Source organism: Streptomyces canarius (assembly GCF_014650735.1).
GTDB lineage: Bacteria > Actinomycetota > Actinomycetes > Streptomycetales > Streptomycetaceae > Streptomyces > Streptomyces olivaceoviridis.
On the sequence record NZ_BMVN01000040.1, the window covers coordinates 56,870 to 82,843 of the forward strand.

Genomic DNA, 25,974 nt, shown 5'->3' on the forward strand with positions numbered 1-25,974 from the left:
GTCAGACGATCCGCAGCAGGTGCGGCGGCTCTGCGACGGGTGCGGGCAGGCGCAGCGGCGCCCGGCCGGGGGTGATGCTGCCGAGCAGCGTGGCCCTGGCGGCGCCGGTGGCGGAGGGGTGGGTGCCGGGCAGGCCGTGGACCGTGAGGAAGCCCAGGACGGCGAAGGCCAGGGCCTCCTTGGCGTCGGAGGGCAGCCCGAGGTCGTCGCTGCGGCGCACCGGCACCCCGGGCAGCTCTTCGCCGATCATGCGCATGAGCACCGGGTTGCGGGTGCCGCCGCCGGAGGCGACGAGCTGGGTGACCCCGTGGGCCCGGCAGGCGTCGGCCACGGTCACCGCGGTCAGCCGGGCCAGCGTGGCCAGGACGTCGTCGGCGGCGGGCGTGGGTACGGCGTCCAGCGCCCGCAGCAGATACGGCAGGTGGAAGTGCTCCTTGCCGGTGGTCTTCGGGGCGGGCCTGCGGTAGTAGGGGTCGGCCAGCAGGAAGCGGAGCAGTTCGGGGCTGACGTTTCCGGCGGCGGCCCGGCGTCCGTCCGCGTCGTAGGCGGCGCCGTCGCCGGTGAAGTGCCGTACGGCCGCGTCGAGCAGGGCGTTGGCGGGGCCGGTGTCGAAGGCCAGCGGCTCGGCGCCGGGCGCGACGACGGTGACGTTGGCGATGCCGCCGAGGTTCAGCGCCGCCGGGGTGCCGGGCAGGGCGCGCAGCAGCAGGGTGTCGGTCAGGCCGACCAGCGGGGCGCCCTGGCCGCCGGCGGCGACGTCCCTGCTGCGCAGGTCGGAGACGACGGGCAGCCCGGTCTCCTCGGCGATCCAGGCCGGCTGGCCGAGTTGCAGGGTGCCGCGGACGATGCCGTCCTCCACCCAGTGGTGCAGGGTCTGGCCGTGCGAGACCACCAGGTCCGCCGCCCCGGCGCACAGCTCCCGCAGCGCACGCGCCGCCGCTGCGGCGAAGGCCTGCCCGATGCCGCTGTCCAGCGCGCAGACGGCCTGCGTGGTCGTGGCGGCCGGTGGCAGCGTGGCGGCGATCAGGGCGCGCAGGTCGTCCGGGTAGGGCACGGAGAGGTGTCCGAGGGGGCGCAGGAGCAGGCTGTCGCCGTCCAGGCCGAGGTCGGCGGCGGCTGCCTCGATGGCGTCGTACGACGTGCCGGACATCAGCCCGATCACCCGCATGGCCCCTCCTGGACCGCCCCCAGCCGGCTCGGCGGACGCAGTGCGCTGCGACTGGGACATGGTGCGTGCCTCCGGGAAGCGTGGGGGAAGGGAGTAGGTGCGGTCCTTGGTCGCCGGCCGGGGGCGGTGGTGCCGTCCCGCCCCCGGCCGGCCGGACTCAGTCCTGCTGGACGGCCGCCGTGACCCGCCCCTGGCCGGGGCCGGGTTCGCCGTCGGCCGGATGGGCCTGCCCGGGTTCGGGGGCGCGGTGGAACAAGCTCATCAGACCGCCGACGACCAGGGTGACCACCACGCCGATCGGGACCAGCCACTGCGCGGCGATGGCCGTCGGTACGGTGGCGCCGCCCACGGTCACGTCGATCTTCACCTCGCGCACGATGTACGTCATCACGCCGACCGTCACCAGGAACGCCACCACGGAGTCGGCCTCGCCCGCGCGCCGGACGATCCGGCCGAGCAGGAACGCGCCGAGCAGGGCGCCGTAGGTGTAGCCGGCGATGGTCAGACCGGTGAGGTAGACGTTGCCCGTGCTGGTGCTGAACGCGCAGGCGAAGACCGCCATCAGCGCCGCCCACACCAGCGTCATCACCCGGGCGAGCTTCAACAGCGACGCCTCGGACGGCGTCGTGCGGAAGAAGCTGTGGATGATGTCGGCGACGGTCGAGTTCGACATGGAGTTCAGCGCCGAGGACAGCGAGCCCATCGCGGCGCCGAGGATGCCGGCCACGAGCAGGCCGGAGATCACCACGGGCAGCCCGTGCAGGATGAAGTTCGGGTACAGGTTGTCGGAGCTGGCCAGGCCGAGCTCCTTGAAGCTCTTGCCCTCGTTGTACGCCCACAGCAGCGCGCCCACGAGGGAGAACGCCGCGAACTGGAAGGTGACGAAGACACCGGACGCGATCATCGCCTTCTGGCCGTCGCGCAGGGAGCGGGTGGCCAGGATGCGCTGGACGATGAGCTGGTCGGAACCGTGACTGGCCATGGCGAAGATAGCGCCGCCGACGATCGCGGTGGGCAGGGCGAACGGGCTGGTCAGGATGTGCGCGAGACCGAAGTCGGTGTCGAACAGCCGGAACTCGCCCGCGTGCAGGGCGCGCGAGTAGCCGGCGCCGCCGACGTGCCCGGACAGGACGGCGATGGCGAGGACCGCGCCGCCCAGGTAGAGGCCCATCTGGATGGCGTCGGTCCAGATGACCGCCTTGATGCCGCCGAGGTAGGTGTAGACGACGGTGATCACGGTGAGCACGATGATGATGACGCGGTAGCCCGCGTGCACGCCGAACTCGTCGAGCAGCAGCTTGATGGGGATCGCGGAGGCGAACAGCCGCACGCCCTCGGCGAGGAGACGGGTGAAGACGAAGGTGACCGACGCCAGTCCCTGGAGTCTCAGCCCGAATCTGGTCCCCAGGTACTGGTAGGCGCTGACGAAGCCGCCCCGCTTGTACAGGGGGATGAGTACGGTGGCCACGACGACGCGGCCGATGACGTAGCCGAGGGCCAGTTCGACGTTGCCGAAGCCCTGTCCGCTGTAGGCGCCGCCGGGCACGCTGATGACGGTGAGCACGCTGGTCTCGGTGGCGACCACGGAGAACGACACCGTCCACCACGGCATGCTGCCCTCGCCGACGAAGTACTCCTTCGATGTCTTCTGCCGGCCGGCCAGGCGCAGTCCGATCACGGCGATCGCCACCAGGTAGACGACGATCACCACGAGGTCGAGTTGGCGCACGCTCTCTCCTAAGCAACGGCCGGCGGGGAGACCGGCGGGGTGGGGACAGGGGGGAAGGGGGCCGTCCGCCGGACGCGGACGACATGGGGTTCGTGCGGCCTGCGGGAGTCCAGGGCCAGCAGGCGCGCGCCGTCCAGCGGGTCGCCGAGCGGGGGGTGCAGGCGCAGCGGGCGCGGGAAGCCGGCGAGCGTCGAGCGCAGCGGTCCGAGCAGCGGTTCGCCGAGGCCGGTGAGTCCGCCGGTGACGGCGACGTCGAGGCCGTCGCCGCCGATCCGGCGGGCCGCGGCGAGCACGGCCTCACCGAGCGCGGTGGCGGCGTCCCGGACGATCGCCGAGGCCGTGGGGTCGCCCGCCGCGGCCGTGCGCGCGACGTCCGGTGCGAAGGACGCGGCGGTACGGGCGGGATTGCCGTCGCGGCCCAGGGCCAGCGGCAGCCGGTCGGGGTCGCCGAAGCGCTCGGTGGCGGCGGCCAGCAGCGCGGTGTCCGGGCCGCGTCCGTCGTGGGCGCGCAGCGCGGCCCGCAGCCCGGCGGCGCCGATCCAGGCGCCGCTGCCCTCGTCGCCGAGCCAGGGACCCCAGCCGTCGACGCGGGCGAACGTGCCGTCGTCCCCGATGCCGACGGCCACCGAGCCGGTGCCGATCGCGAGCACGACGCCGGTACGGCCGCCCAGGGCGCCGGCGTGGGCGGTGACCGCGTCGCTGGTGACGGCCACCTCCTCGGCGGACAGGTCCTCCAGGAGCAGCCCGGCCAGGGCACGGGCCGCGTCCGGTGCGGCGGCGGCTCCCGCCGCGCCCACGCAGACGGCCGACGGCCGGACGGAGGGCTCCCGCGCCAGGAGGGGCCGGACGGCGGCGAGCACGGCCGCACGGGCCGTCGTCACCCCGTCGTCGGTGGCGAGCCCGGGGGCGCCGGGCACCTCGTGGACGTCCGGGGCAGGGCCGGCGCCGTCCCACAGCACGGCACGGCAGCCGGTCTTGCCCAGGTCCACCGCCACTGCTGCTGTCATGCGGCACGCCTTCGTGTGTCCAGGGGATCCGTCACGTCGAACGGTCACGGGGTGGCCAGGAGGCCAGTGGCCGGCGCGGATCGCGGTGCAGCGAGTATCAGAAGGCGAACCTCCGGATGTCAATAAGTAACCTCATCGGGTGAGGTCCGTAAATTTTTGACGTGCCTCGCGGGGCCTGGTTACTGTGGCGCCACCCAGACGGGCGTTCACCCAGGAGGCAGCGGTCCATGGCCGGCCAGAAACCACCCCGCACCCCGGCCCGGCCGGCGGACGAGTCCCCCGCCGGGACCCTGGCGCGCATCCGCGCGGAACTGCCCGCCATGGCACCGTCGGAACGACGGGTGGCCGACGTCGTCCTGGCCGATCCCGCGCAGGCGTCGGAGCTGTCCATCAGCGCGCTCGGCCGGCGGGCGGACACCTCCGTGGCCACGGTCATGCGCTTCTGCCGGACGATAGGCATCACCAACTACCCCCAGCTGCGCCTCGCCCTCGCCGCCGCCGCGGCCCGCGAACACGCTCTGGACGGCGAGCGCCCGATGCCGAGCACCGACATCAGCGCCACCGACACGCTGAGCGAGATCGTCGAGAAGATCGTCTACAACGAGGTGCGGGCCCTGGAGGACTCCGGGGCCGGGCTGGACATCGACGTCCTGGGCCGTGCGGTGGACGCCGTGGCGGGAGCGCGGCGGATCGACATCTTCGGCGTCGGCGCGAGCGCCTTCGTCGGCCAGGACCTGCACCAGAAGCTGCACCGCATCGGCCACATGGCGTTCATCTGGACCGACCGGCACGCGGCCCTCACCGCGACGGCCCTGCTCGGACCCGGCGACGTGGCCCTCGCGATATCCCACTCCGGGGAGACCGAGGACACCGTCGAGCCGCTCCAGGCCGCCGCCGCGCGCGGCGCCACCACCATCGCCCTCACCAACGTCCCCCGCTCCGCGCTGGCCCGCAGCGCGGACCTCGTACTGACGACCTGCGCCCGGGAGACCCCCTTCCGGTCCGGCGCGACCGTCAGCCGCATCGCCCAGCTCGCCGTCGTCGACTGCCTGTTCGTCGGCGTCGCCCAGCGCGGCTTCGACGCCGCGACCGCGGCGCTGCACGAGACCTACGAGGCCGTCCGCCGCCGCAGGCCCCCGCAGCCCGGACGCCGCGCGCAGACCACCGACTGACGGCACGCCCGCCGGCTTGTCCCGCCACCCCCGGAAGCACTCCGGCTCCGCCCCGCCGGGGGCGCACCCGCCCCTGCCCCGAGCCTCAGGCGCAGACCCTGCGCCCCCGGCTCGCCCAAGAACTCGCGTACCGCCCAGGAAAGGAAACGCCGCCATGGACCTCAGCGCTCTCGGCACCGAGACCCGCAACGAGCGGACCGCCGACCTCGACCGCATGCCGGTCGGTGAACTGCTGTCGGTCATGAACGACGAGGACCGGACGGTCGCCCTCGCGGTACGCGGCGCCCTCGCGGAGATCGGCACCGCCGTGGAGGCGATCACCGCGTCCCTGCGCCGGGGCGGACGGCTGATCTACCTCGGCGCCGGCACCAGCGGCCGTATCGGCCTGCTCGACGCCGTCGAGTGCCCCCCGACCTTCGGCACCGCCCCGGAACAGGTGGTGGGCCTGCTCTCCGGCGGCCCCGGCGCCTTCGTCGTCGCGGTGGAGGGCGCCGAGGACGAACCCGAGCGGGCCGCCGCCGACCTCGACGGGATCGGCGTGGACGACCGGGACACGGTCGTCGGGCTCGCCGCCAGCGGCCGGACCCCCTACGTCGTCGGCGGCCTGAAGCACGCCGCCGCCAAGGGCGCGACGACGGTGTCGGTCGCCTGCAACCGCGACGCGGTGATCAGCCGCTACGCCGACATCCCCATCGAGGTCCCCACCGGGCCCGAGATCCTCACCGGGTCCACCCGGCTGAAGGGCGGCACCGCCGAGAAGATGGTGTGCAACATGCTCTCGACCGCCTCCATGGTCCGCCTGGGCAAGGTCTACGGGAACCTCATGGTCGACGTCCGGGCCAGCAACGAGAAGCTGCTCGACCGCGCCCGCCGGATGGTCGTCCAGGCGACCGGCGCGGACCCCGACGCCGCCGCCGAGGCGCTGCGGGCGGCGGGCGGCCACGCCAAGACCGCCATCGTCATGCTCCTCGCCCACTGCACCGCCGAGGAGGCCGCCCGGCGCCTGGAGAAGGCCGGCGGCGACACGCGCACGGCCGTGGGGCAGGACTGAACAAGGCTTACTTCAAGCCTTGACTTAACATCACGGAATTGCTTGGATCCGGAGCGGTCGAGCGCCGCCGGCACCGTACGGCGCCGACCCCCGACACCCCCGGAGCCCAGGGAGCAGGCGTGAGACGTCATCTCACCGCACTAGCGGCCGTCGCGACCATGACCGTGTCCGCGCTGGTCGGCGCGGGCCCGGCCGCGCACGCCGACCGAGCCGCGGGCGGACCGCCCGGACACGGCCGGATCGTGACCGGCACCTACTCCACCGGCGCCGCGCGGGCCTGGCTGCCGCTGCCGGAGGTCAGGACCGACACCGACCCCGGCGGCCCGGTCGACGCCACCGTCGTCGCGGACCCGAAGGCCGTCCGGCAGCAGTACGCGGGCGTGGGCTTCTCCCTGGACGAGACGAGCGTGTCCAACCTGTGGAAGCTCACCCCCGCCGAGCGGGAGAAGGCCGTCCGGCTGCTCGTCGACCCCGTGCACGGCGCGGGACTGGACCGGTTCCGGCTGACGATCGGCAGCCCCGACCTCATCGAGCACCTGCCGTTCTGGTCGGAGGACGACCTGCCCGCCGGCGTCACCGACGACTTCGGGCTGAAGCACTTCTCCATCAGGCGGGACATCGACCTGCACATCATCGACACGATCAAGCTCATCCAGCGCTACAACCCCCACGCCACCTTCTTCGCCTCGGCGTGGAGCGCACCGGCGTGGATGAAGACGAACAACCGGTTCACCGGGCAGGTCGCGCTCAAGCCCGGGAGCAGCACGGAGTACTACCAGGTCGGCAAGTTGCGGGACGACTGCATCGACGTCTTCGCCCGGTACTACGTCAAGTTCGTCCAGGCGTACGCCCGGCACGGCATCCGGGTCGACGCCCTGACCCTGCTGAACGAACCGGGCATGGACGTCGTCTACCCGGCCATGGACATCAGCGTCGCCCAGCAGCAGAAGCTGGCCCTGGCGATCAAGCGGGAGTTCCGGGCCGCCCGGCTGAACACCCAGCTGTACGTGCATGACTTCAACTTCTGGGACTGGCGCGACCCCAACAGCACGGCCACCAAGAACTACCACCGCGTCTTCGGCGACGCCCCCGACGGCTCGGTGACCGGCGAGCAGGTCCGCAAGGCGGCCGACGCCATCGCCTTCCACCCCTACTGGGGAGACCCGCGCGTCATGCGCGACGCCTACGAACAGACGGGCAAGCCGGTCCAGCTCACGGAGACGAGCGACCTGTCGCCCTCGACCATCCTCGACGACTTCCGCCTCGACGCCGGTTCCTACATCCTGTGGGCCCAGACCACCGACCAGGACGGCGGGACACTGCACTGGACACCGGCCCGGGACAACGACGTCGACTGGGACCAGGTCGCGGCCACCACCAAGTGGCGGGACCGGCTGGTGACCGTGAACACGGCCACGCGCGACTTCACCGTCCGCGACGAGCTGTACCCGATCGGGCAGTTCGCCAAGTACCTCTCGCCCGGCGACGTACGCCTCGAATCCAGCGCCGCCGAGCACGGCATCGGCAACGTCGTCTACCGCACGAGGAACGGCACCTTCGTGGCCGTCCTCGGCAACAGCACCCACACCGACGGCAAGGTCCGGATCACCGTCGCCGGCCGGTCGTTCGTGGTGACGGTCCCGGCGGACTCCTTCGCCACCTACCGCTGGCGGAGCGGCCCCGGCCACTGACGTCAGCGACCGCCCGGGGCGGCGGCCTCCAGGTCGGCGATGCTGCCCGACATGATGGTCCGCACCTGCTCGGTGATGTGCTCCAGGGGCCAGTCCCACCAGGCCACCGCCAGCAGCCGGGCCACGTCCCGGGCGGTGTAGCGGGTGCGGAGGAGGCGGGCCGGGTTGCCGCCGACGACGCCGTAGTCGGGTACGTCGCCGGTGACCACGGCCCCGGTGCCGATGATCGCGCCGTGCCCGATGCGCACGCCGGGCATGACCGTCGCGCCGTGGCCGAACCACACGTCGTTGCCGACGACGGTGTCCCCGCGGTTCGGCAGGCCGGTGAGCAGGTCGACGTGGTCGGCCCACGAGCCGCCCATGGTGGGGAAGGGGAAGGTCGAGGGGCCGTCCATGCGGTGGTTGGCGCCGTTCATGAGGAACCGCACGCCCGTGCCCAGCGCGCAGAACCTGCCGATGACCAGCTTCTCCGGCCCGTAGTGGTAGAGCACGTTGCGCGTCTCGAACGCCGTCGCGTCGTCCGGATCGTCGTAGTAGGAGAACTCCCCGACCTCGATCAGCGGGGACGTCACCAGCGGCTTGAGCAGCACCACCCGCGGCTGCTCGGGCATCGGGTGCAGGACCGTCGGGTCGGCGGGCACGGGCATGGTGGACGGTCCCCCAGCGGTCGACGTGACAGGACCGCTCCATGATCGCGGTACCGGGTCGTCCCGTACACCGGTTTACTGGAGGGTGATGGCGGTCCTGCGCCATGCCTTCGGGGTCGCCGCGAGCAGGGGAGTGTCGGAACACATGGATGGGACGCCGGACAGCCCCTGGCCGGGGACCGGGCTGGAACCGCTGGCCGGGCGGGTGCTGGAGTACCTGGTGAGCGTGCCGTCGGCGGACGCCGTCCAGGTGGCGGCGGCGGTGGGCGTACCCGGACCGGCGGCGGAGGAGGCCCTGCGGCAGCTCGCCCGGTCCTCGCTGGCGCTGCGCGTCGACGGTGTGACGCCGCGGTGGGCGGCGGGCCCCCCGCGCGCGTCGCTCGGCGCGCTGCTGGCCCGGCGCCGGGCCGAACTGGCGCGCGCCGAGGCCCTGGTGGAGCGCCTGCACGAGACGTACGAAGAGGTGTCCGCGCCGCGCACCGCGCACCTGGTGGAGGCGCTGGAGCGCGAGGAGGAGGTGTCGGCCCGCTACGGCCAGTTGCTGAAGGGGACTTCGGCCGAGGTGCTGCACTTGGCCAAGCCGCCGTACGTGACCGGACAGCACGCCTCCGCCCGGGACGTGGGCGTGGCGGACGGGGTGCGGATGCGGTCGGTGTACGAGACGGACGGCTTCACCGACGCGGTGTCGATGGAGACGGCGCTGCGCGGGACGGCGGAGGGCGGGCAGTTGCGGCTCGCCTCCCGGCTCCCGGTGAAGCTCGTGGTGTTCGACCGGGCGGCAGCGCTGCTGCCGGTGCGCGGGGACCGGCCGGCGGCGGGCTCCCTGGTGGTGCACTCGCCCGCCCTGGTGGAGGCGCTGGTGGCGCTGTTCGAGAGCGTGTGGGAACGGGCCGAGCCGGTGTCCCTGGCGACCCGGCGCGAGGGTCCGCCGCCCCCGGCGCCCGCGTCCCGGCCCAAGGACCCGGCGCCGGGAAGCGACGCGCGGGCGGTACGGCCGGACCGGCGGACCCGGGAGATCCTGCATCTGATGGCCACCGGGATGAAGGACGACACGATCGCCCGCGTGCTGAAGGTCAGCCGGCGCACGGTGCAGAAGCACGTCAGCGAGGCCGGAGCCCTGCTGGGCGCCCGCACCCGCTTCCAGATCGCGCTGCTGGCGGCGGAGCGGGGGTGGCTGGCGGAGCGGCCCTGACCGTGCCGTCGTCCCAGGGGCGGCCGGGGCGGTACCGGTGGCGTACCCCGACGGGACACGCCACCGGCACCGCACGGGTCAGCCGCGGCAGGTCACGGCCGCGCCCCGAGCGTGAAACCCTTCCCCGTGACGCGGTCGTCGTGCACCACGGCCCGCCGGGTCAGTGGTGCGTACCCGTCCGCCGTCGCGCGCAGGGTGTGCACCCCGGGTCCCGTGAACAGCGTGTACAGGCCGTCGCCCACGGCCGGGTCCTCGGGCGTGGCCACCGTGCTCGCGACGGCGTCCGGTACCGAGGCGTCCGTGACCGTCGCGCCCACGACACCGTGGCCGGTGCGGGCGTCCTCGACGGTGCCGGTGGTCAGCCCGCCAGGTACCGGCTTCAGCGTCCGGCTCTCCACGGTCACGTCGTCGACCTCCCAGAAGTAGGCCCAGTTCGCGACGAAGTGGAAGCGCAGCCGCACGGACGGCCGCCCGGCGTACTCCCGCAGCGGCACGCGCACGGTGACGTGGTCGGCCTGGCCGCCCGCCTTGGGACCGGCCCACACGTTCTGCCAGGTGGCGCCGTCGTCGGTGCTGGCCTCCACGGTCATGTGCTGCTGGCTGAGGTTGGTGATGTAGCCCGTCCTGAACGTGAGGGCGGCCGACTGCGCGTCCGACAGGTCGTAGGCGGGACTGATGAGCGAGGTGTCCTGGTGCGGTCCGAACGGGCCGCTGTCGCTCTCGATGACGGCGAAGGCACCGCTGCCGCCGGTGAAGTTGCCGCGCTCGTTGGGGTCGTCGAACCGCCAGCCGTTGTCGCTGCCCGCGTCCGACACCGTCCAGCCCCGCGGTGCGGCCGTGGTGGAGTCGAAGCCCTCGGCGTGCTCGGTGCTGTCCAGGTCGTAGCCGACGGCGGTGGCCGCGTCGGGGTCCGCGGTCAGTGCCGCGTCCACCGTCACGGGGCTGCCGCCCAGCTTCACCTCACGGGTGAGCGCCTCGTAGCCGGGGAGGGCGGCCGTGATGCCGAGGCTGTAACCGGCGTGCTCCGGCAGGGAGATGTCGTAGTCACCGGTCACCGGGTCGGTCCAGACAGGCGCCTCGGGGGAACCCTCGACGGCGATCCTGGCGTACAGCGGCCAGCCGTGCCCGGAGCCGTCCCGGACGGTCCCGCGCACATGGGTGCGGGGCAGGGCCTTCAGGCCGAAGTCACGGGTCACGGTCGTACCGTCCGCGATGCCCACGGTGACCGGGGCCGGGGCCGCGTAGCCGAACGCCGTGACGGTGAGACCGCCGACCTCACCGGCGGGCAGGTGCAGCGTGTACGTGCCGTCCGCGCGCGTCGTGGCCACGTCGAGCCCTGAGCCGACGGTGGCGCCGGCGACGGGCCCGCCGGTCTTCGCGTCCGTCACCGTGCCGGTGAGGGTGCCGCTCGGACCGCTGCGGAAGGCGGCCAGACCGGAAGGGGTGCCGAGGCCCGTGGGTCCGTCGTAGCCGGTGCCCGCGGTGCACAGGTAGGCGGTGGCGCAGGTGCCGTTGGACCCGGAGGTGATGTCGTTCAGCCCCGGGCCGTCCGACGCGTACGGGTAGGCGTTGGGATACGTGCCCGGGCGGGGCGGGCCGGCCAGCGCGTAGGTGGCCGCGATCACCGGAGTGGACGCGCTGGTGCCGCCGTAGCGCTGCCAGCCGGTGCCCAGCGAACCGAACGTCGAGTAGACGGCAACGTTGTCAGCGACCGCGGACACATCGGCGACGCTGCGCCCCGAGCAGCCGGTGTCCTGTTGGAACTCCGGCTTGGCCTGGTACGACGCGCAGCCCGAGCCGGGGCCGTAGGAGCCCCGCTTCCACACGGTCTCGTCCCAGCCGCGCGGGCTGTCCGGGTCGGCGGTCAGGTTCGTGCCGCCGACCGCCGTCACGGTGGACAGGGTGGCCGGGAACGAGACGCCGTAGCCGTTGTCCCCGCTCGCCGCGACGATGGCGACGCCGGGATGGTCGTAGGAGGACCCGTACGTCTCCTGGTCCGAGGCGAAGTCACCCGTGCGGCCGTAGGAGTTGGAGACGTACTTCGCGCCGAGCTCGACGGCCTTGTCGACACCGGCCGCGAGCCGGTCCAGGCCGTCGTTGTCCGTCTCCACGAGCAGGATGTGCGCCTGGGGGGCGACGGCGGAGACCATGTCGAGGTCGAGGGCGATCTCACCGGCCCATGTGTCGTTCGACGTGGGGTAGTCGGTGCCGCCGCGCTGGTCGACCTTCCGGAAGCAGCCGTTGGCGGTGGTGCACGGGGGCAGCCCGTACTGGGCGCGGTAGACCGCCAGATCCGCCTCGGCGTTGGGGTTGTCGTAGGCGTCGACGATGGCGATGGTCTGTCCGGCGCCGCCGTCGGCCGGGAGGCTGTAGGCGCTTCGGAGGTCCTGGGGGCCGAGCCCCGGCGGGGTCTGCGCCGCGGCCAGCCGGCGCAGCGGGGGCTCGTCGGAGCGCATGGCATAGCAGGACGCGTGCCCCTTGGCGGGTGTGCCGCACACGGGGGTCAGGTCGGTGCCGCCGGCCTGGTCGGCTGCGGACGCGGGCGGGGTGACGCCCAGGAGGACGAGGGCGGAGAGCCCGGCGGCCACAAGGCCGTGCCGGACGGCCCGAGAGACGGTTATTCGCTCTCTGCGAAGCGAGGATGACGTCACTTCGTACCTATCGTGAACAGGCCCTCGGTCGAGGGCCGACTTCCGGCCAATTAACGGGAACCACATAACGGCCTGTCAATACACGTTGTGTTAACGGCAGATGATCCCAGCTCACAGCCCGGTTCTCACTTGCGCAGAAGCACGGAATTCCCTCGCCCCGGCGCTTGTCCGGCCGCCGTTCAGGAGTTGAGGATGACGCCGGAGCCGAATTCCGGGAACGGGTGGGAATTTCGGTCAGCCTCTCCGTTCGCGGTAGTCACGGGGCGACACTCCCATGACCCGTTTGAAGGCGACGCTCAACGCGCTCTCGGATCCGTAGCCCACGGACCGGGCGATGGCGGCCAGCGTCTCGGTGCCGTCCCGTAGCCGCGGGGACGCGAGCTCGATGCGCCATCGCATCAGGTACCCCAGCGGTCCCTGACCGACCGTGTCCTTGAAGCGTGCGGCGAGGGTCGACCGGCAGACCGCACCGGCGCGCGCCAGATCGGCCACCGTCCAGGAACGCGCCGGGGCCTCGTGCAGGGCGCGCAGGACCGCGGCCACCGCGGGGTCGGCGAGACCGGCCGGCCACCCGGACACCGCCCGGGGCGCACGGGCGAGGTGGAAACGCAGCACATGGATCAGCATGACGACGGCGAGGTGTTCCGCCACCAGCGTCGAGGCGGGCGGTCTGTGCAGCAACTCCCGGTCGATCGCGGCGAGCGCCCACTCCACGGCCTCCGCCTGGCTGGTCCCGGCAGGCACGTGGACGACCGGCGGCAGAGTGCCGAGCAGCAACTCCTGCGCCCGGGCGCCGAAGGAGAAGCGACCGCCGACGAGAAGCAAGGCAACCCCGTGAACGCCGAGCCCCTTCTGACCACCCCCTTCGACGCGTCCGCCACCGCCGCCGAGGTGCTCCACGGCGTGGACCTCACCGGCCGCCGCGCCGTGGTCACCGGTGGCGCCTCCGGTATCGGCACCGAGACCGTCCGCGCCTTGGCCACCGCCGGTGCGGAGGTCACGATCGCCACGCGTCGGCCGGTGGCCGCGGAGCCGCTCATCCGCGAACTCTCCGCCGTTCCCGGTGCCGGCCCGGTGCGCGCCGAGGCAACTCGACCTGTCGGATCCGGCCTCGGTCGACACCTTCGCGCGGACATGGCGAGGGCGGCTCGACATGCTCGTCGCCAACGCCGGGATCATGGCCCTGCCCACGCGGACCGTCACCGCCCGCGGCTGGGAGACGCAACTCGCCACCAACTTCCTCGGGCACTTCGTCCTGGCCGGCGCACTCCACGCCCGCCTGCGCGAAGCCGGCTCGGCCCGCATCGTGGTCGTCGGTTCCGGCGCACACCGCGACGCGCCCTTCGACTTCGACGCCCCCACTTCGCGCGGCGCCCGTACGACCCCTGGACGGCCTACGGGCAGTCCAAGTCCGCCGAGGTCCTGTTCACCGTGGCCGCCCGCCGCTGGGCGGACGACGGGATCACGGCCAACGCGCTCATCCCGGGCCACGTCCTCACCGCCCTCCAGCGTCATCTCGAGGACGACACCCTGCGCGCGTTCGCGTGATGGACGCCGAGGGGAACCTCACCCCGCTCCCGTACTACAGGACTCCCGCCCAGGCAGCCGCCACCTCCGTGCTGTTGGCCGCGTCACCGCTGCTGACGGGTGTGACCGGCCGGTACTTCGAGGACAACCAGGAGGGCCCGGGTCGTCCACGGTGACGAGGAACGGCCCGGTGGCGTGGCCGCCCACGCCCTCGACCCGCGGGCGGCGGACCGGCGCTGGGAGTACGCGGCCGACGCCCTCCGCCGAGCGCCCTGCGGGGCGCTTCGGCGCGCCGCGTTCAGCCGAGGTGGGTCAGCTGGAGCACGGTGATCGTCTTGAGTGTCTCCCCGACGAGGAGGAGGGCGAACGCCTGCCGGGTGACGAGTGCGCGGACGACACCGTCATCCTCGCCGTACGGCTCGGTGGCGCCGATCGGGTCGTGGCAGGCGTCGGCGAGAGCGAGGGTGAGTTCTTCGCTCGCCGCCGCGGGCATCGCCTCGTGGACGGCTTCCGCCACCTGGTCGTACTTGAGCCGATAGGTCACATGGCCTCTCAGGGTTCGAGCACCAGTCGTGGTCGCACGAACCACTGGACGGCGACAGTGATTCTGCCCGACCCAGCGTAGCGAGCCGGAGACCGGGCGTGGCACCGGATGGCGGATCAGGCGGCGCCGCGCGCGCGGATGCGCTCGGCTTCGGCGAGGACTCGGTCCGTCGCGTCGACCCACTCGCCGGCCGGCTCCTCACCGCGGGCTTCGGCCGCGGCGATCTCACGTCCCCGCCGAACCGCGGCGACGGTGTCCTTGGCGATGCGCTCCCAGCGGGCGAAGACCCGCAGCAACTCGTGGGCGGGCGCCCGGTTGATCTCACCGAGGAAACGCTGGGCGAGAGCGGGGTTGCCGAGGGCGTCACGGATGGACTCGATGGTCCACGGCTGCTCGCTCATCCCGGCCTCCGAGGGAGAAAATGTCACCGCCGCTTTCAGAGTATCGGGTCGGCGGTATCAGACTGATACGGCCGACCGAGATTCCTGTCCGCGATCTGCTGACGGGGATCCGCTGTCCGAGATCTGCTGTCTGCGATCCGGTTTCCGCGATCTGCTCTTGCGCGACCTGCTGTCCGCGATCTGCTGACGGTGATCTGCTGTCCGCGATCTGCCGACCGTGACCGCTGTCCGCGCGGAGCGGTCAGGGCAGCGGGCACCGCCGGTGCGGCTCGGCACCCGCACCGCCGCCCGCCCGCCTAGACGATCGACTTGATGGTCTTGTCCGCGTACCGCAGTGTCTCGTCGATGGCCTTGTCCATCTCGCGCAGGGCGTCGGGCTTCGCCGTGAGGAGAGCACTGACGTTGATGCTGCTCACGGCGATGAGGCAGCCCGCCACGGTGAGGAACTCCTTGTACCGTTCCTGCCCCTCGAGCCCGAGTGATGTCCAGTCCCGGGGCTCCGGCGGCAGACTCACCCTCCACCTTTCCAGGGCGTGGGTGCCGTGGACGCTGACGTATTCCATGATGGCCGTGGCGCGATGCAGTACGTCGGTCATCGTGCCGAAGCCTTGCTGTGACTGGTCCAGAGCCGCCTCCGCCACCTCGATCTCGGTTCGGAGGCGCTCCTCCTCCTTCTTGGTCCGGCGCTGCCTCAGGACGTAGAAGCCGGCTGCCGCCAGCGCTGCCGCCGGGGCGGCGACCATGCCTGTGAGCAGGAGGATTCCACCCGCCATGCCCGCACCGCCCGCAGCCAGCGTGCCGCCACCGAGGAGGGCCAGGGTCGCGTTGGTCGCGGCAACCCCGGACAGCGTCGAAATGGCTGTTCCGGTGGAGGCGGTCCCGAACAACGCGGCGGCCGTGAACGCGCCGTAGGCCGCGGCGCCGCCGGCCGCCGCCCCGACCGCGCCTACGGCGGCTCCACCGGCGGCATCGCGGATCGCGTTGGCGATCCCGGCGGACATGGCCTCGACCCGTATCGCAGCAGGGGTTCCACCCGTGCTCTCGATCTCCTCCTCGCTCGGCCTCTCCGGCTCGGGCGCCCCGCTGATGCTCTCGGCCAGCTCCACGAACCTCAGGAAGAACGCGTCGCGCGCGGTGTCATGGACCTGGTTGAACGCTTCCCCGAGTTCTTGGGTGATCTTCGACCGCTGGGCCACCTTCTCGTTGATCTCGGCGTGGCGCCTTTTCGTCTCCGCGACTTGGTCGCGCAACTTCACCGGCCGCTGACCCCGCCGGTCGGCCAGAGACCTGGTCCGGTCCTCCGCCTCCTGCGCGAGTTGCGCGGGAGTCAGCCGGAGTGCGAGGGCGATGGCGGCCAGACGGTGCTCCCCGGGGCTGATGAGCCCGCGCTCGATCCGGGAGATCGAGACCGCGCCGCCCTTCCCGTAATCGGCCCGCTTGGCCAACTCCTCCTGGGTCATCGGGGGTTCCTGGGCCTGGCGGTGCTCGCGGATCACGAGGCCCATCGCCTCGGCGCTGAAATCATTCACCGGTACCGGTCCCCTTGGTCAGCGGGCTGTGGCGACGCCAGGAGGCCCGAGCCTCACGTACCAGCTCACCACCGGAGCGGAAGGCCTGGGCGCTGTCTTCCGCGAACTGCTTCGCCGCCTTGACGACGGCCGGGTCGCGACGCACCTCGTCGGCGGTCTGGATGTTCTGGGCGGCGGTGAGGGCCAGGTGGGTGAGGTTGAGGCGAGCCATGGCGGTGGACCTTTCGTCGCTGATGACGCCTGCGCGTGCCCAACATAGCGTCACTTAGTGTTCTGCGTCCGCACTATGGCCGCACCAACCGCAACGGCGACACGCTCGGCGTCTGGACCGGCGGAGCCGATCGGCCGGCAGCCACCGCCACCGGACCCGTCCTCCGTGTGCGCTGGACGCGGCGGACATGTCCGGTTCTCGTCATTCCGCGTTAATTGCCTGGACTGAGAAACTCCGCGGACGGGAGACTTCCCGCTTCCCCACCTCCGGGAGTGTGATGGGCACCACAGATACGCGAGGGCCGACACCGGGCAGGAGCGCGGTCGTTCTGGCACTGCGCCACTACGGCCGGGAACTGCTGCGACTACGACTGCTGACCCTGCCCGCACTGCTGTTGCCGGCCGTGGGCAACATCGGCATCCGCTACGTCGCCCCCCTGCTGATCGCCAAACTGGCAGGACAGGCGGCCGGTGACGGTGGTCTCACCCTCGGCTCGGCACTGCCGTACGTGCTGGCCTTCGGTGTGACGCTGCTGCTCGCCGAGGCCGTGTGGCGGGTCGGGCAGCACTGCCTGAACCGCCTGGACGCCCTCGGCATGGAACACCTGTACGTGAGCGGCATGGACGAACTCCTGGCCAAGGACGCCGCGTTCTTCCACGACAACTTCGCCGGTTCCCTGACCAAACGGGTGCTCAGCTTCGGCAAGCGCTTCGAGGACTTCGTCGACACGGTGACGTACCGGATCGTGGGCAGTCTCGTCCCCCTGGTGTTCGGTTCCGTGGTGCTGTGGAGCTACGAACCGATGCTCGTCGTCGGCCTCCTCGTGATGATCGCGCTGACCGTGGTGGCCGCGACGCCTCTGATCCGCCGTCGGCAGAGGCTCGTCAACGACCGTGAGGCGGCGATCGCCCGGGTCTCCGGCCATGTCGCCGACAGCCTCGTGAACATGGAGACCATCCGGGCGTTCGCGGCGGAGCGGCGGGAGGCCGACGAACACCGCAGCCGGGTCGCGGACTCCCGGCGCCTGACGCTGAGGTCGTGGGACTACGGCAACCTGCGCGTCGACACCCTGGTCGCCCCCATGTCCGTGCTGACCAACGTGCTGGGTCTGCTGGTGGCCGTCGCCTTCGGCGGCTCGGGCCAGGGCGTCGAGGAGATCGTCGTCAGCTTCACCTACTACTCCAACGCCACCCAGATCATGTTCGAGTTCAACCAGATCTACCGGCGTCTGGAAAGCTCGATGACCGAGGCCGCGCAGTTCACGGAGCTGCTGCTGGATCCACCCACCGTGCTCGACCCGACGGAACCCGAACCGCTCGCACCGCGGGACACGGCCATCCGCTTCGAGGCGGTGACCTTCGCCCACGCGGGTGCGAAGCCGATCTTCCAGGGACTCGACCTGGACGTGCCCGCAGGCGCGCGGATCGGCCTGGTCGGCAGGTCGGGCGGCGGCAAGACCACCCTCACCCGACTCCTGCTGCGGATGTCGGACGTCGACGGCGGACGCATCCTGATCGGTGGTCAGGACATCAGCCGGCTGCGCCAGGCCGACCTGCGCTCACTGATCGCCTACGTCCCGCAGGAACCCGCCATGTTCCACCGCAGCCTGCGGGACAACATCGCCTTCGCCCGCCCCGGCGCCACCGACGAGGAGATCCGCGCGGCGGCCGTGGCCGCGCACGTCACGGAGTTCGCCGACCAACTCCCCGACGGCTTCGCCACCCTGGTGGGGGAGCGGGGAGTCAAACTCTCGGGCGGCCAGCGCCAGCGCGTCGCCCTCGCCAGGGCCATCCTGCGCGACGCCCCGGTGCTGCTGCTCGACGAGGCGACCAGCGCACTGGACTCGGAGAGTGAACTCCTCGTCCAGGACGCCCTGTGGCGGTTGATGGACGGACGCACGGCCCTCGTGGTCGCCCACCGCCTGAGCACCGTCGCCGGCATGGACCGTCTCGTCGTCCTCGACCGCGGACGCGTCGTCGAGCAGGGCTCCCACGAGGAACTGCTCGCCGCGGACGGCGCGTACGCCAGGCTGTGGCAGCACCAGTCGGGCGGCTTCCTCGGCGAGAGCACCGGGTCGGCCCTCGGACGCCCGGTTCCGGAAGCCGGTCCCGGCGGGCTGTCCGGACCGGCCGGCCCGGCGCCGGACGGGGGCCGCAGAGCGCCGTCTCCCGCCCGTACGAGCCCCGGGTTCCCCTGACCGACTCGATGTGCGGACATCCCCGACCGCGCCCGACGCCCCGGCGAACCGGAGCACTCCCGTCGACAGGCGGCCGTGAACCCGGTCCGGCGCAGGGGGCGCCGGTGCGGGCCGTGACGTCCTCCATGGTCACGTCCGGTCTCCGTGAGGGCCAGGCCGTGCTCGGTGACGTCGAGGATGCCGAGATCCGTGACGACACGGTGGACGTGCCGTTTGCCGATGAGCGGCAGCGTGCACTCGCGCCGGACCGCCGGCCACGGCCCAGCCGCCCTCAAGGATCGACTGCCGGTCGGTCGGGCGGTCCGCTCGCGGCACCGAGGCGGCGGAGCGGATCGGGGGACGTGACGTCACGGCCGGCCGCGCCGGGGCGACCCGCGGCCGGCGGTCGACGGCGGCAACGCATGCGGGGCCGGCGGTTCCGGCGGGCGGCGGCCTGACCGGCACGGACGGCCACGGCTTCCCGGCGTCCGTCCGGTACGGCGGGAGCGGCGTGCGGAATCCGTGCGCGCCCGCCTTCGCCGCCTCTGCCGGCCCTGCGCCGCCCCCCGCCTCAGGCGAGGGACAGGAAGAGCTTCTCCAGCCGGGCCCTCATCTGCTCCCGCTCTCCGGCGTGGGCGAGCTCCGAGTCGCCGAGGCACTGCTGTAGGCCGGTGGCGATGACGGCGAAGCCCGCCTTGTCCAGGGCGCGGGAAGCCGCGGCGAGCTGCGTGACCACCTCCTCGCAGTCCCGGCCCTCCTCGATCATTTTGATCACGCCGGCGATCTGCCCCTGCGCTCGGCGCAGCCGGTTGATCACGGCCTTCAGCTCGTCCGCCGCCATCCCCAGTTCCACGATCCACTCCTCGCTCATACCCCTGCGGGTATCGTACGCCCCCGGGATACCCCCGGGGGTACTAGTGTTACGGTCTTCGATATACCCCGGGGGGTAATTCTGAGGAAGGGAGTGCCCGATGTTCTTCGTCGACACCATCGAGCTGGAGGGGCTGGGCAACCGCAGCTATCTGGCCGGCGGCAGGCACACGGCCGTGGCGGTCGACCCGCCGCGCGACATCGACCGGGTCCTGGCCGCGGCCGCCCGGCGCGGGGTGCGGATATCGCACGTGGTGGAGACCCACCTGCACAACGACTACGTCACCGGCGGACCGGAGCTGGCCCGGCTGACGGGTGCCGCCTACCTGGTACCGGCCGGAGCGCGCGTGTCGTACGCCCGTCTGCCGGTGGCCGACGGCGACGTGGCCGAGGTCGACGCCGGGCTCGCGCTGCGGGCGGTCGCCACCCCGGGCCACACCCCGCACCACACCTCCTACGTGCTGGAGGACAACGGCCGGCCGGTCGCCGCGTTCACCGGCGGTTCCCTGCTGATCGGCACCGTGGGCCGGCCGGACCTGGTCGAACCCCGGCTCACCGAGCGACTGGCGCGCGCCCAGCACGCCTCGGCGCACCGCCTGGCGGCCGAACTGCCGGACGAGACGCCCGTACTGCCCACGCACGGCTTCGGCAGCTTCTGCTCCTCGGCGCAGGCCGCGGGCGACGCCACGACGATCGGCAAGGAGAAGGCCGTGAACGCGGCACTCACCACGGACGTGGACTCCTTCGTCACCCGCCTGCTGGCCGGACTCGACGACGTCCCCGCCTACTACACACACATGGGACCGGCCAACGCCGCCGGGCCCGCACCGGTGGACCTGACCCCGCCGGCCGTCGCCGACGCCGAGGAGATCGCCGCCCGGCTCGCCGCCGGCGAGTGGGTGGTCGATCTGCGTAGCCGCATCGCGTTCGCGGCCGGCCATGTCGCCGGCTCCTTCAACTTCGAGGCGGACGGCAGGATCGCCACGTACCTGGCCTGGATGATCCCGTGGGGCAAGCCGGTCACCCTGCTGGCCGAGACCCCGGAGCAGCTGGCCGCCGCACAGCGTGAGCTGGTCCGGGTCGGCATCGACCGGCCCGAGGCCGCCGCCACCGGCACGCCGGACCGGTGGGTGCCGGAGGGCGGCCGGCCGGCCTCCTTCCCGCGGTCCACGTTCGCCGGTCTGGCCGAGCGGGGCACGGACGGCGTCGTCGTCCTCGACGTCCGACGGGCCTCCGAACGGGCCACCGGACACATCGAGGGTTCCGTCCACATCCCGGTGCACCAACTGCACCAGCGGATCGGTGAGGTGCCGGCGGGCACCGTGTGGGTGCACTGCGCCGGCGGCATGCGCGCCGCGATCGCCGCCTCGCTGCTCGATGCCGCGGGCCGTGACGTGGTGGCCGTGGACGACGGCTTCGACGCCGCCGCCGGGGCCGGACTGACCGTGGTCACCGGCTGACCCCGCCACCCCTCGTTCTTCCGGTCCTTGAGAGGTTGAGTGATGTCAATGTCCCGGCGCGGTGGAGGCCGCGTCCGTGTCACCGTCGGCGAAGCCGTGCGACGTACCGGGGGCGAGGACGCCCGCGCCGTCCTGCTGGACGCGCGCGAGGACCACGAGTGGTCCGCCGGACATGCGCCCGGCGCCGTCCGCGCCCCGCTGTCCCGGCCGATCGCGGGGACGGAGCTGCCGGCCACGGCCCCCCACCCGGTGGCCGACGTGTGCGAGAACAGCGGTCAGACCATATGACCGGCCTGGTTCTCGCGCTCCTCGCGGGTGCCGTCGTGGGCCTCGCCCTCGGCGGCCTCGGCGGTGGCGGCAGTGTCCTGGCCGTACCCGCCCTGATCTACCTCCTCGGCTTCACCCCGGCGCAGGCGACCACGGCGAGCCTGGTCATCGTCACCCTCACCTCGGTCACGGCCCTGACCGGGCACGCCAGGGACGGCAACGTGGCCTGGCGCACCGGGCTGCTGTTCGCCGCCGCGGGCGTCGTGCCCGCGACGCTCGCCGGGGCCGCCGCCGGGCGCCTGCCGCAGCCCGTGCTCACCGCGGCCTTCGCCGTCATAGCCGGGACGGCGGCCCTGCGCATGCTGCGCCCCGCGCGGACGGAGCCGTCCGGCCACGTCCACCCCGGGAAGGCCGGCGCCGCCGGAGCCGGGCTGGGCGCGGTGACCGGCTTCCTGGGCGTGGGTGGCGGCTTCCTCGCCGTACCGGCCCTGGTCGGCGTCCTCGGCCTGGCCATGCGCACCGCCGTGGGCACCAGCCTGCTGGTCATCACGATCAACTCACTGGCCGCGCTCGTCGCTCGCGGCGGCGCCGGGACACACCTGGACTGGGCGGTGACGGCGCCCTTCACCGGGGCGGCGATCCTGGGCGCCTGGGACGGCAAACGCCTGGCGAGGAAGACCGAGGGCGCAACGCTCCAGAAGGTCTTCGCCTGCGTCCTGCTGGCGCTGGCCGCGTTCATGCTCGTCGACGTCCTCGTATGAGCGAGTCAGAGCCGCCGAGTGAGCCGCCGAGTGAGCCGCCGGGTGAGCCGCCGGGTGAGCCGCCGAGTGAGCCGGTGAGTGCCGCCGAGCCGGGAGAGCCGGGGAGCCCCTGGACGCCCCCGCACCACGACCGCACGGACGCCCCCGCACCACGACCACACCGACGCCCCCGCCCTACCACCACAGGCACCCCCACCCCACACGAAGAGAGGCATCCGTCATGACCGCACCCACCATCGTCGACCCCCGCCAGGCCCACGCCCGTCTGCACGAGCTGACCGTCATCGACGTCCGCACCCCCGGCGAGTACGCCGGTGGCCACGTGCCCGGTGCCCTTAACATCCCGCTGGACCAGCTCGACCGGGCCCTGCCCGACATCCGCACCGCCGCCGAGCGGGGCGACATCCTCGTCGTCTGCGCCTCCGGCGCCCGCTCGGAGAACGCCTGCCGCGTCCTCGCCGGGAACGGCATCGCCGGCGCCACCCTCGCCGGAGGAACCGCCGCCTGGACTGCCGGGGGCTACGACATCCAGCGGCCCGAGGCCACCACGAAGGCCACCTGGAGCATGGAACGCCAGGTCCGGTTCACCGCCGGTACGGTCGTGCTGCTCGGCCTCCTGCTGGGCCTGGCGGTCCACCCGGCCTTCCACCTGCTGAGTGCCGGCATCGCGGGCGGCCTGGTCCTCTCCGCTCTCACCAACGCCTGCGGAATGGCGGCCATGCTCGCCAAGCTGCCCCACAACCGCCCCCGCCGGGCCGACCTGGACGCCACACTCGCCCGGCTGCGCGGCACCGCCGGGTGATGAGCCGTCGGGCCACGCCCACCCTGCTCGGCCACCCGCACGGGCGCACCCGGCGCGCTCCGGTCGACGACGCCCCGTACCGGCTTCTCACCGGCCGTGCCGCCCCCGCGCCCCTCGTTCCCCGCCCGGCACGCGCCGGTGGCCCGGCACCTTCCGGCGGACGGCGGCGTGCCGATCGCCCCGCCCCCGTGGATGATCGTACGGAGAGGAGGCCGGAAACCGGCATGTCCCACAAGGGACCTGATATGCCCCGGCCTCGTTCGTCACCGCGAGGGAGACACCTGTGATGCGCTCGATCATGACGGGGACGGCCGTGGGCCTGCTGGGCGCCGCCGCGCTGTCCCTCGGGGCCCCGGCCCCCTCGTTCGCCGGTACGGACGCCGCCGCCCGGTCGTCGCTCACCTACTGCGGCGTGGACAAGGCCACCGGGCTGGCGGTCTGGGCCGAGCCGGCCGCGTCCTGCGCCGCCGCCCTGGAGGTCGCGAGCGCCTACACCAAGGCCGCGTCCAGCAAGGCGGGCGCGCCCGCCACGATCCTTGTCGGGGCGACCACCTGGACGTGCCAGGAGCACCAGGGCGACCCGAACCCCTACCAGGACTGCGTCACGAGCGACAGCGGCGGCCGGGCCGGCGGCCGGGTCGTTCTCACGTCCTGAGACCGTTCCCCGACAAGGAACGATCATCACTCACCCCGCCGTGGCGGATGGCTGGAACCTGCTGTTCAATACATGAATCGACTGATTGACGTCGAATCACGGCTTGGGGAGAGAGACATGACGACGGGACCCGGCGCCGCCGAGGCCGAGAAGCAGATCCTCGGACGCATCACGGAAATGATCAGCCAGGAGAAGGACCTGCGGGACCGTCTGGCGGACCACGACATCGACCAGCCGACCGAGCAGGAACGCCTGGCGCGGCTGGAGACCGAGCTCGACCAGTGCTGGGACCTCCTGCGCCAGCGCCGCGCCCGCGCCGCCGCAGGCCAGGACCCCGAAGGGGCCGAGGTGCGCCCGGCGTCGCAGGTGGAGCGGTACCTGTCCTGACGAGCGGCATGTGCTCGTCCGCCCCATGTCTCCACTCCTGGAATGAACGCCCCACCTGCCGCTGTTGCCCCGGCAGTGCCGGTACGGCACGGAACCCGGCGCGAGGTGGAGATGAGCACGGATGAGCATGGCGTTCGCACCCGACGACCTCTCGGGCCAGACCGCCTGTGCCGGCTCCCGCTCACCGCTGCGCCACTTCCTGCGGACCGAGACCGGTAGCGCCGCCGTCCTGGTGACGGCGGCGCTCGTCGCGTTGCTGTGGGCCAACGCGGCCCCCACGGGCTACGCGTCGTTCTGGGAGACGCACCTGTCCGTCGGGATCGGCACCCACGGACTGTCCCTCTCGCTGCGGGAGTGGATCAACAGCGGACTGATGGCGCTGTTCTTCTTCGTCGTCGGACTGGAGGCGCGCCGCGAGTTCGACATGGGCGAGCTGCGCGACCGCCGGCGCGTGGCCCTGCCGCTCGCCGCCGGGATCAGCGGCATGGTCGTACCGGTCGCCCTCTTCCTCGCGGTCAACGCGGGGCACTCCTCCGCGCACGGCTGGGGGGCGGCGATGTCCACCGACACCGCCTTCGCCCTGGGCATGCTCGCCGTCGTCGGGCACCGGTTGCCGAGCGGATTGCGGATCTTCCTCCTGACGATCACGGTGGTCGACGACTTCGTCGCCCTGGGCGTCATCGCCGTCGCCTACAGCGAGCACGTCGACGTACCGGCGCTGCTGGTCGCGGTCGCGGTGTTCGGCGTCGTCCTGCTCTTCCGCGCGCTCAGCGTACGCCGGGGCCTGGTCTACGCGCTGCTGGCGCTCGTCGCCTGGGTCGCGCTGCTGGAGTCGGGCGTCGATCCCGTGGTCATCGGCCTCGCCATGGGCCTGATCACCTACGCGTACCCGGCGGCACGCGCCGACCTGGAACACGCCACGGGCCTGTTCCGGATGTTCCGCGAGCAGCCGACGCCCGAGCTGGCACGCTCGGCGCAGGCCGGCCTCGCGTCCGCGATCTCGCCCAACGACCGGCTACAGGGCCTGTACCACCCGTGGACCAGCTATCTCGTCGTCCCGCTGTTCGCCCTGGCCAACACCGGTATCCCGCTCGATGCCGACCAACTGGCGCGGGCGTTCACCTCGCCGGTGACGCTCGGCATCCTGCTCGCGTTCGTCGTCGGCAAGCCGCTGGGCATCCTCGGGGCGTCCGCGCTGGCGTACGGGGTCAGCCGGGGGCGGGTCCGGCCGCCGGTCGGCTGGGGAGCCGTCGCGGCGGGGGGCGCCCTGGCCGGGACGGGCTTCACCGTCTCGCTGCTCATCGCGACCCTCGCGTTCCGGGGGACACAGCTGGCGGACGCCAAGATCGGCATCCTCAGCGCGCTGGTCGGCTCCTTCCTGATCAGCCGGCTCCTCACCGCGGTCCTCGCGGTGCTGCCGCGCCGGCTGCGGCAGCGGGCGCTGCTCGGCGACGCGGAGACGCTCGTCGACCTGGCGGTGCCGGTCGACCCCGACCGCGACCACGTGCGGGGGCCGCGGCACGCGCCGGTGACCGTCGTGGAGTACGGCGACTACGAGTGCCCGTACTGCGGACAGGCCGAACCGGTCGTCCGTGAGCTGCTCGGCGACTTCGGCGACGTGCGGTACGTGTGGCGGCACCTGCCCCTGACGGACGTGCACGTGCACGCCCAGCTGGCGGCCGAGGCGGCGGAGGCCGCAGCGGCGCAGGACCGCTACTGGGAGATGCACGACCTGCTGCTCAGCCACCAGGGCGAGCTGCGCCTCGGCCATCTGCGCACGTACGCCGACGCCCTCGGGCTGGACGCCGAGCGCTTCGACCGGGACCTGCGGTCCCACCGGGGCGCGGCGCGGATCGCCGAGGACGTGGAGTCGGCGGACCTCAGCCAGGTGGCGGGCACGCCGACCTTCTTCGTGAACGGGCGCCGGCACCACGGGGCGTACGACATCGGCAGCCTGTCGGCGGCGGTGCGGGCGGCCCGGGAGCGGGCGGCGATCGGGGCCCGCGGGGGGCGGTGAGGGGCGGGAATGCATCGCGGGGTGGTGGTGTTGAGAGAACTGTCTGACATGTTCGAGTC

23 protein-coding genes and 2 pseudogenes are annotated in these 25,974 nt (G+C 72.8%); 13 read left to right on the forward strand and 12 right to left on the reverse strand.

Going from position 1 to position 25,974, the window contains the following annotated elements; all coding sequences use genetic code 11:
• Nucleotide 1: 1 nt before the first annotated feature.
• The 3 genes from IE294_RS36325 to IE294_RS36335 form a co-directional block, all read right to left on the reverse strand.
• Entirely contained in the window at nucleotides 2-1,168 is a 1,167-nt protein-coding gene (locus tag IE294_RS36325) for an anhydro-N-acetylmuramic acid kinase (RefSeq protein WP_189893325.1), read from the reverse strand.
• A 157-nt stretch (nucleotides 1,169-1,325) separates the two neighbouring features.
• Nucleotides 1,326-2,897, reverse strand: coding sequence for a sodium:solute symporter (locus IE294_RS36330; RefSeq protein ID WP_189893326.1), 1,572 nt, complete (start codon nucleotides 2,895-2,897; stop codon nucleotides 1,326-1,328).
• Nucleotides 2,898-2,905: 8 nt separating this feature from the next.
• Nucleotides 2,906-3,904 (reverse strand): N-acetylglucosamine kinase, encoded by a 999-nt coding sequence (locus IE294_RS36335; protein WP_189893328.1) that lies wholly within the window; start codon nucleotides 3,902-3,904, stop codon nucleotides 2,906-2,908.
• 227 nt (nucleotides 3,905-4,131) lie between these two features.
• Here IE294_RS36335 and IE294_RS36340 point away from each other — a divergent pair, with 227 nt between their 5' ends.
• The 3 genes from IE294_RS36340 to IE294_RS36350 all read left to right on the forward strand — a co-directional run bounded on the left by IE294_RS36340 (nucleotide 4,132) and on the right by IE294_RS36350 (nucleotide 7,818).
• On the forward strand, nucleotides 4,132-5,076 hold the full coding sequence (locus IE294_RS36340) for a MurR/RpiR family transcriptional regulator (RefSeq protein WP_189893329.1): 945 nt from the start codon (nucleotides 4,132-4,134) through the stop codon (nucleotides 5,074-5,076).
• A gap of 154 nt (nucleotides 5,077-5,230) precedes the next feature.
• Nucleotides 5,231-6,127: an N-acetylmuramic acid 6-phosphate etherase gene (gene murQ / locus IE294_RS36345; protein ID WP_189893331.1), complete on the forward strand. Its 897-nt coding sequence runs from the start codon at nucleotides 5,231-5,233 to the stop codon at nucleotides 6,125-6,127.
• Between the two features lie 119 nt (nucleotides 6,128-6,246).
• A complete protein-coding gene (locus IE294_RS36350; RefSeq protein ID WP_229917663.1) occupies nucleotides 6,247-7,818 on the forward strand; it encodes a glycoside hydrolase family 30 protein in 1,572 nt (523 codons plus the stop codon).
• Between the two features lie 2 nt (nucleotides 7,819-7,820).
• On the opposite strand, the gene IE294_RS36355 is transcribed toward IE294_RS36350, so the two are convergent.
• Nucleotides 7,821-8,465, reverse strand: coding sequence for a CatB-related O-acetyltransferase (locus IE294_RS36355; RefSeq protein ID WP_189893333.1), 645 nt, complete (start codon nucleotides 8,463-8,465; stop codon nucleotides 7,821-7,823).
• 145 nt (nucleotides 8,466-8,610) lie between these two features.
• Between IE294_RS36355 and IE294_RS36360 the strand changes: the two genes are divergently transcribed.
• On the forward strand, nucleotides 8,611-9,657 hold the full coding sequence (locus IE294_RS36360; protein ID WP_189893335.1) for a helix-turn-helix transcriptional regulator: 1,047 nt from the start codon (nucleotides 8,611-8,613) through the stop codon (nucleotides 9,655-9,657).
• 92 nt (nucleotides 9,658-9,749) lie between these two features.
• Here IE294_RS36360 and IE294_RS36365 read toward each other — a convergent pair whose 3' ends face one another.
• Nucleotides 9,750-12,245 carry a choice-of-anchor J domain-containing protein gene (locus IE294_RS36365; RefSeq protein WP_189893337.1) on the reverse strand — a complete coding sequence of 832 codons (2,496 nt, stop codon included), beginning with the start codon at nucleotides 12,243-12,245 and terminating at the stop codon, nucleotides 9,750-9,752.
• A gap of 297 nt (nucleotides 12,246-12,542) precedes the next feature.
• Nucleotides 12,543-13,208 (reverse strand): helix-turn-helix transcriptional regulator, encoded by a 666-nt coding sequence (locus tag IE294_RS36370; protein WP_229917664.1) that lies wholly within the window; start codon nucleotides 13,206-13,208, stop codon nucleotides 12,543-12,545.
• Here IE294_RS36370 and IE294_RS36375 point away from each other — a divergent pair.
• A pseudogene (locus IE294_RS36375) lies at nucleotides 13,143-14,099 on the forward strand (SDR family NAD(P)-dependent oxidoreductase); the annotation flags it as partial. The gene IE294_RS36370 and the pseudogene IE294_RS36375 sit on opposite strands and share 66 nt — an antisense overlap.
• A gap of 34 nt (nucleotides 14,100-14,133) precedes the next feature.
• Here IE294_RS36375 and IE294_RS36380 read toward each other — a convergent pair.
• The 4 genes from IE294_RS36380 to IE294_RS36395 all read right to left on the reverse strand — a co-directional run bounded on the left by IE294_RS36380 (nucleotide 14,134) and on the right by IE294_RS36395 (nucleotide 16,520).
• Nucleotides 14,134-14,379 (reverse strand): hypothetical protein, encoded by a 246-nt coding sequence (locus tag IE294_RS36380; protein ID WP_189893339.1) that lies wholly within the window; start codon nucleotides 14,377-14,379, stop codon nucleotides 14,134-14,136.
• A gap of 116 nt (nucleotides 14,380-14,495) precedes the next feature.
• Nucleotides 14,496-14,780 (reverse strand): hypothetical protein, encoded by a 285-nt coding sequence (locus IE294_RS36385; protein ID WP_189817562.1) that lies wholly within the window; start codon nucleotides 14,778-14,780, stop codon nucleotides 14,496-14,498.
• A gap of 296 nt (nucleotides 14,781-15,076) precedes the next feature.
• Entirely contained in the window at nucleotides 15,077-16,309 is a 1,233-nt protein-coding gene (locus IE294_RS36390) for a helix-turn-helix domain-containing protein (RefSeq protein WP_229917666.1), read from the reverse strand.
• Nucleotides 16,302-16,520, reverse strand: coding sequence for a hypothetical protein (locus IE294_RS36395; protein ID WP_189893341.1), 219 nt, complete (start codon nucleotides 16,518-16,520; stop codon nucleotides 16,302-16,304). The genes IE294_RS36390 and IE294_RS36395 overlap by 8 nt, the downstream gene beginning before the upstream one ends.
• A 277-nt stretch (nucleotides 16,521-16,797) precedes the next feature.
• Here IE294_RS36395 and IE294_RS36400 point away from each other — a divergent pair, with 277 nt between their 5' ends.
• On the forward strand, nucleotides 16,798-18,717 hold the full coding sequence (locus tag IE294_RS36400; RefSeq protein WP_189893343.1) for an ABC transporter ATP-binding protein: 1,920 nt from the start codon (nucleotides 16,798-16,800) through the stop codon (nucleotides 18,715-18,717).
• A gap of 97 nt (nucleotides 18,718-18,814) precedes the next feature.
• Here IE294_RS36400 and IE294_RS49875 read toward each other — a convergent pair.
• A pseudogene (locus IE294_RS49875) lies at nucleotides 18,815-18,971 on the reverse strand (succinyl-CoA--3-ketoacid-CoA transferase); the annotation flags it as partial.
• A 296-nt stretch (nucleotides 18,972-19,267) separates the two neighbouring features.
• Entirely contained in the window at nucleotides 19,268-19,549 is a 282-nt protein-coding gene (locus IE294_RS36405) for a metal-sensitive transcriptional regulator (protein ID WP_189893365.1), read from the reverse strand.
• Between the two features lie 118 nt (nucleotides 19,550-19,667).
• Here IE294_RS36405 and IE294_RS36410 point away from each other — a divergent pair, with 118 nt between their 5' ends.
• From IE294_RS36410 to nhaA, 7 genes are all read left to right on the forward strand, one after another.
• Nucleotides 19,668-21,026, forward strand: a complete 1,359-nt coding sequence (locus tag IE294_RS36410) for a rhodanese-like domain-containing protein (protein WP_189893345.1) — start codon at nucleotides 19,668-19,670, stop codon at nucleotides 21,024-21,026.
• A 48-nt stretch (nucleotides 21,027-21,074) separates the two neighbouring features.
• Nucleotides 21,075-21,314 carry a rhodanese-like domain-containing protein gene (locus IE294_RS36415; protein ID WP_189893366.1) on the forward strand — a complete coding sequence of 80 codons (240 nt, stop codon included), beginning with the start codon at nucleotides 21,075-21,077 and terminating at the stop codon, nucleotides 21,312-21,314.
• Nucleotides 21,311-22,054, forward strand: a complete 744-nt coding sequence (locus tag IE294_RS36420) for a sulfite exporter TauE/SafE family protein (RefSeq protein WP_189893347.1) — start codon at nucleotides 21,311-21,313, stop codon at nucleotides 22,052-22,054. The genes IE294_RS36415 and IE294_RS36420 overlap by 4 nt, the downstream gene beginning before the upstream one ends.
• Nucleotides 22,055-22,274: 220 nt before the next feature.
• Nucleotides 22,275-22,856 (forward strand): rhodanese-like domain-containing protein, encoded by a 582-nt coding sequence (locus tag IE294_RS36425; RefSeq protein WP_189893349.1) that lies wholly within the window; start codon nucleotides 22,275-22,277, stop codon nucleotides 22,854-22,856.
• 286 nt (nucleotides 22,857-23,142) lie between these two features.
• On the forward strand, nucleotides 23,143-23,511 hold the full coding sequence (locus tag IE294_RS36430) for a hypothetical protein (RefSeq protein ID WP_229917670.1): 369 nt from the start codon (nucleotides 23,143-23,145) through the stop codon (nucleotides 23,509-23,511).
• 117 nt (nucleotides 23,512-23,628) lie between these two features.
• On the forward strand, nucleotides 23,629-23,898 hold the full coding sequence (locus IE294_RS36435; protein WP_189893352.1) for a DUF2630 family protein: 270 nt from the start codon (nucleotides 23,629-23,631) through the stop codon (nucleotides 23,896-23,898).
• A gap of 121 nt (nucleotides 23,899-24,019) precedes the next feature.
• Complete coding sequence (nhaA, locus tag IE294_RS36440) at nucleotides 24,020-25,915, forward strand: Na+/H+ antiporter NhaA (protein WP_189893353.1); 1,896 nt, start codon at nucleotides 24,020-24,022, stop codon at nucleotides 25,913-25,915.
• The last annotated feature ends 59 nt before the right edge of the window (nucleotides 25,916-25,974 follow it).

Bases quoted from the DNA above. Each gene is read 5' to 3' on its own strand.
- IE294_RS36325 (WP_189893325.1), bottom strand. From the start codon at position 1,168: ATGCGGGTGATCGGGCTGATGTCCGGCACGTCGTACGACGCCATCGAG.
- IE294_RS36335 (WP_189893328.1), bottom strand. From the start codon at position 3,904: ATGACAGCAGCAGTGGCGGTGGACCTGGGCAAGACCGGCTGCCGTGCC.
- IE294_RS36340 (WP_189893329.1), top strand. From the start codon at position 4,132: ATGGCCGGCCAGAAACCACCCCGCACCCCGGCCCGGCCGGCGGACGAG.
- murQ (WP_189893331.1), top strand. From the start codon at position 5,231: ATGGACCTCAGCGCTCTCGGCACCGAGACCCGCAACGAGCGGACCGCC.
- IE294_RS36355 (WP_189893333.1), bottom strand. From the start codon at position 8,465: ATGCCCGTGCCCGCCGACCCGACGGTCCTGCACCCGATGCCCGAGCAG.
- IE294_RS36360 (WP_189893335.1), top strand. From the start codon at position 8,611: ATGGATGGGACGCCGGACAGCCCCTGGCCGGGGACCGGGCTGGAACCG.
- IE294_RS36385 (WP_189817562.1), bottom strand. From the start codon at position 14,780: ATGAGCGAGCAGCCGTGGACCATCGAGTCCATCCGTGACGCCCTCGGC.
- IE294_RS36395 (WP_189893341.1), bottom strand. From the start codon at position 16,520: ATGGCTCGCCTCAACCTCACCCACCTGGCCCTCACCGCCGCCCAGAAC.
- IE294_RS36400 (WP_189893343.1), top strand. From the start codon at position 16,798: ATGGGCACCACAGATACGCGAGGGCCGACACCGGGCAGGAGCGCGGTC.
- IE294_RS36410 (WP_189893345.1), top strand. From the start codon at position 19,668: ATGTTCTTCGTCGACACCATCGAGCTGGAGGGGCTGGGCAACCGCAGC.
- IE294_RS36415 (WP_189893366.1), top strand. From the start codon at position 21,075: ATGTCCCGGCGCGGTGGAGGCCGCGTCCGTGTCACCGTCGGCGAAGCC.
- IE294_RS36420 (WP_189893347.1), top strand. From the start codon at position 21,311: ATGACCGGCCTGGTTCTCGCGCTCCTCGCGGGTGCCGTCGTGGGCCTC.
- IE294_RS36425 (WP_189893349.1), top strand. From the start codon at position 22,275: ATGACCGCACCCACCATCGTCGACCCCCGCCAGGCCCACGCCCGTCTG.
- IE294_RS36430 (WP_229917670.1), top strand. From the start codon at position 23,143: ATGCGCTCGATCATGACGGGGACGGCCGTGGGCCTGCTGGGCGCCGCC.
- IE294_RS36435 (WP_189893352.1), top strand. From the start codon at position 23,629: ATGACGACGGGACCCGGCGCCGCCGAGGCCGAGAAGCAGATCCTCGGA.
- nhaA (WP_189893353.1), top strand. From the start codon at position 24,020: ATGAGCATGGCGTTCGCACCCGACGACCTCTCGGGCCAGACCGCCTGT.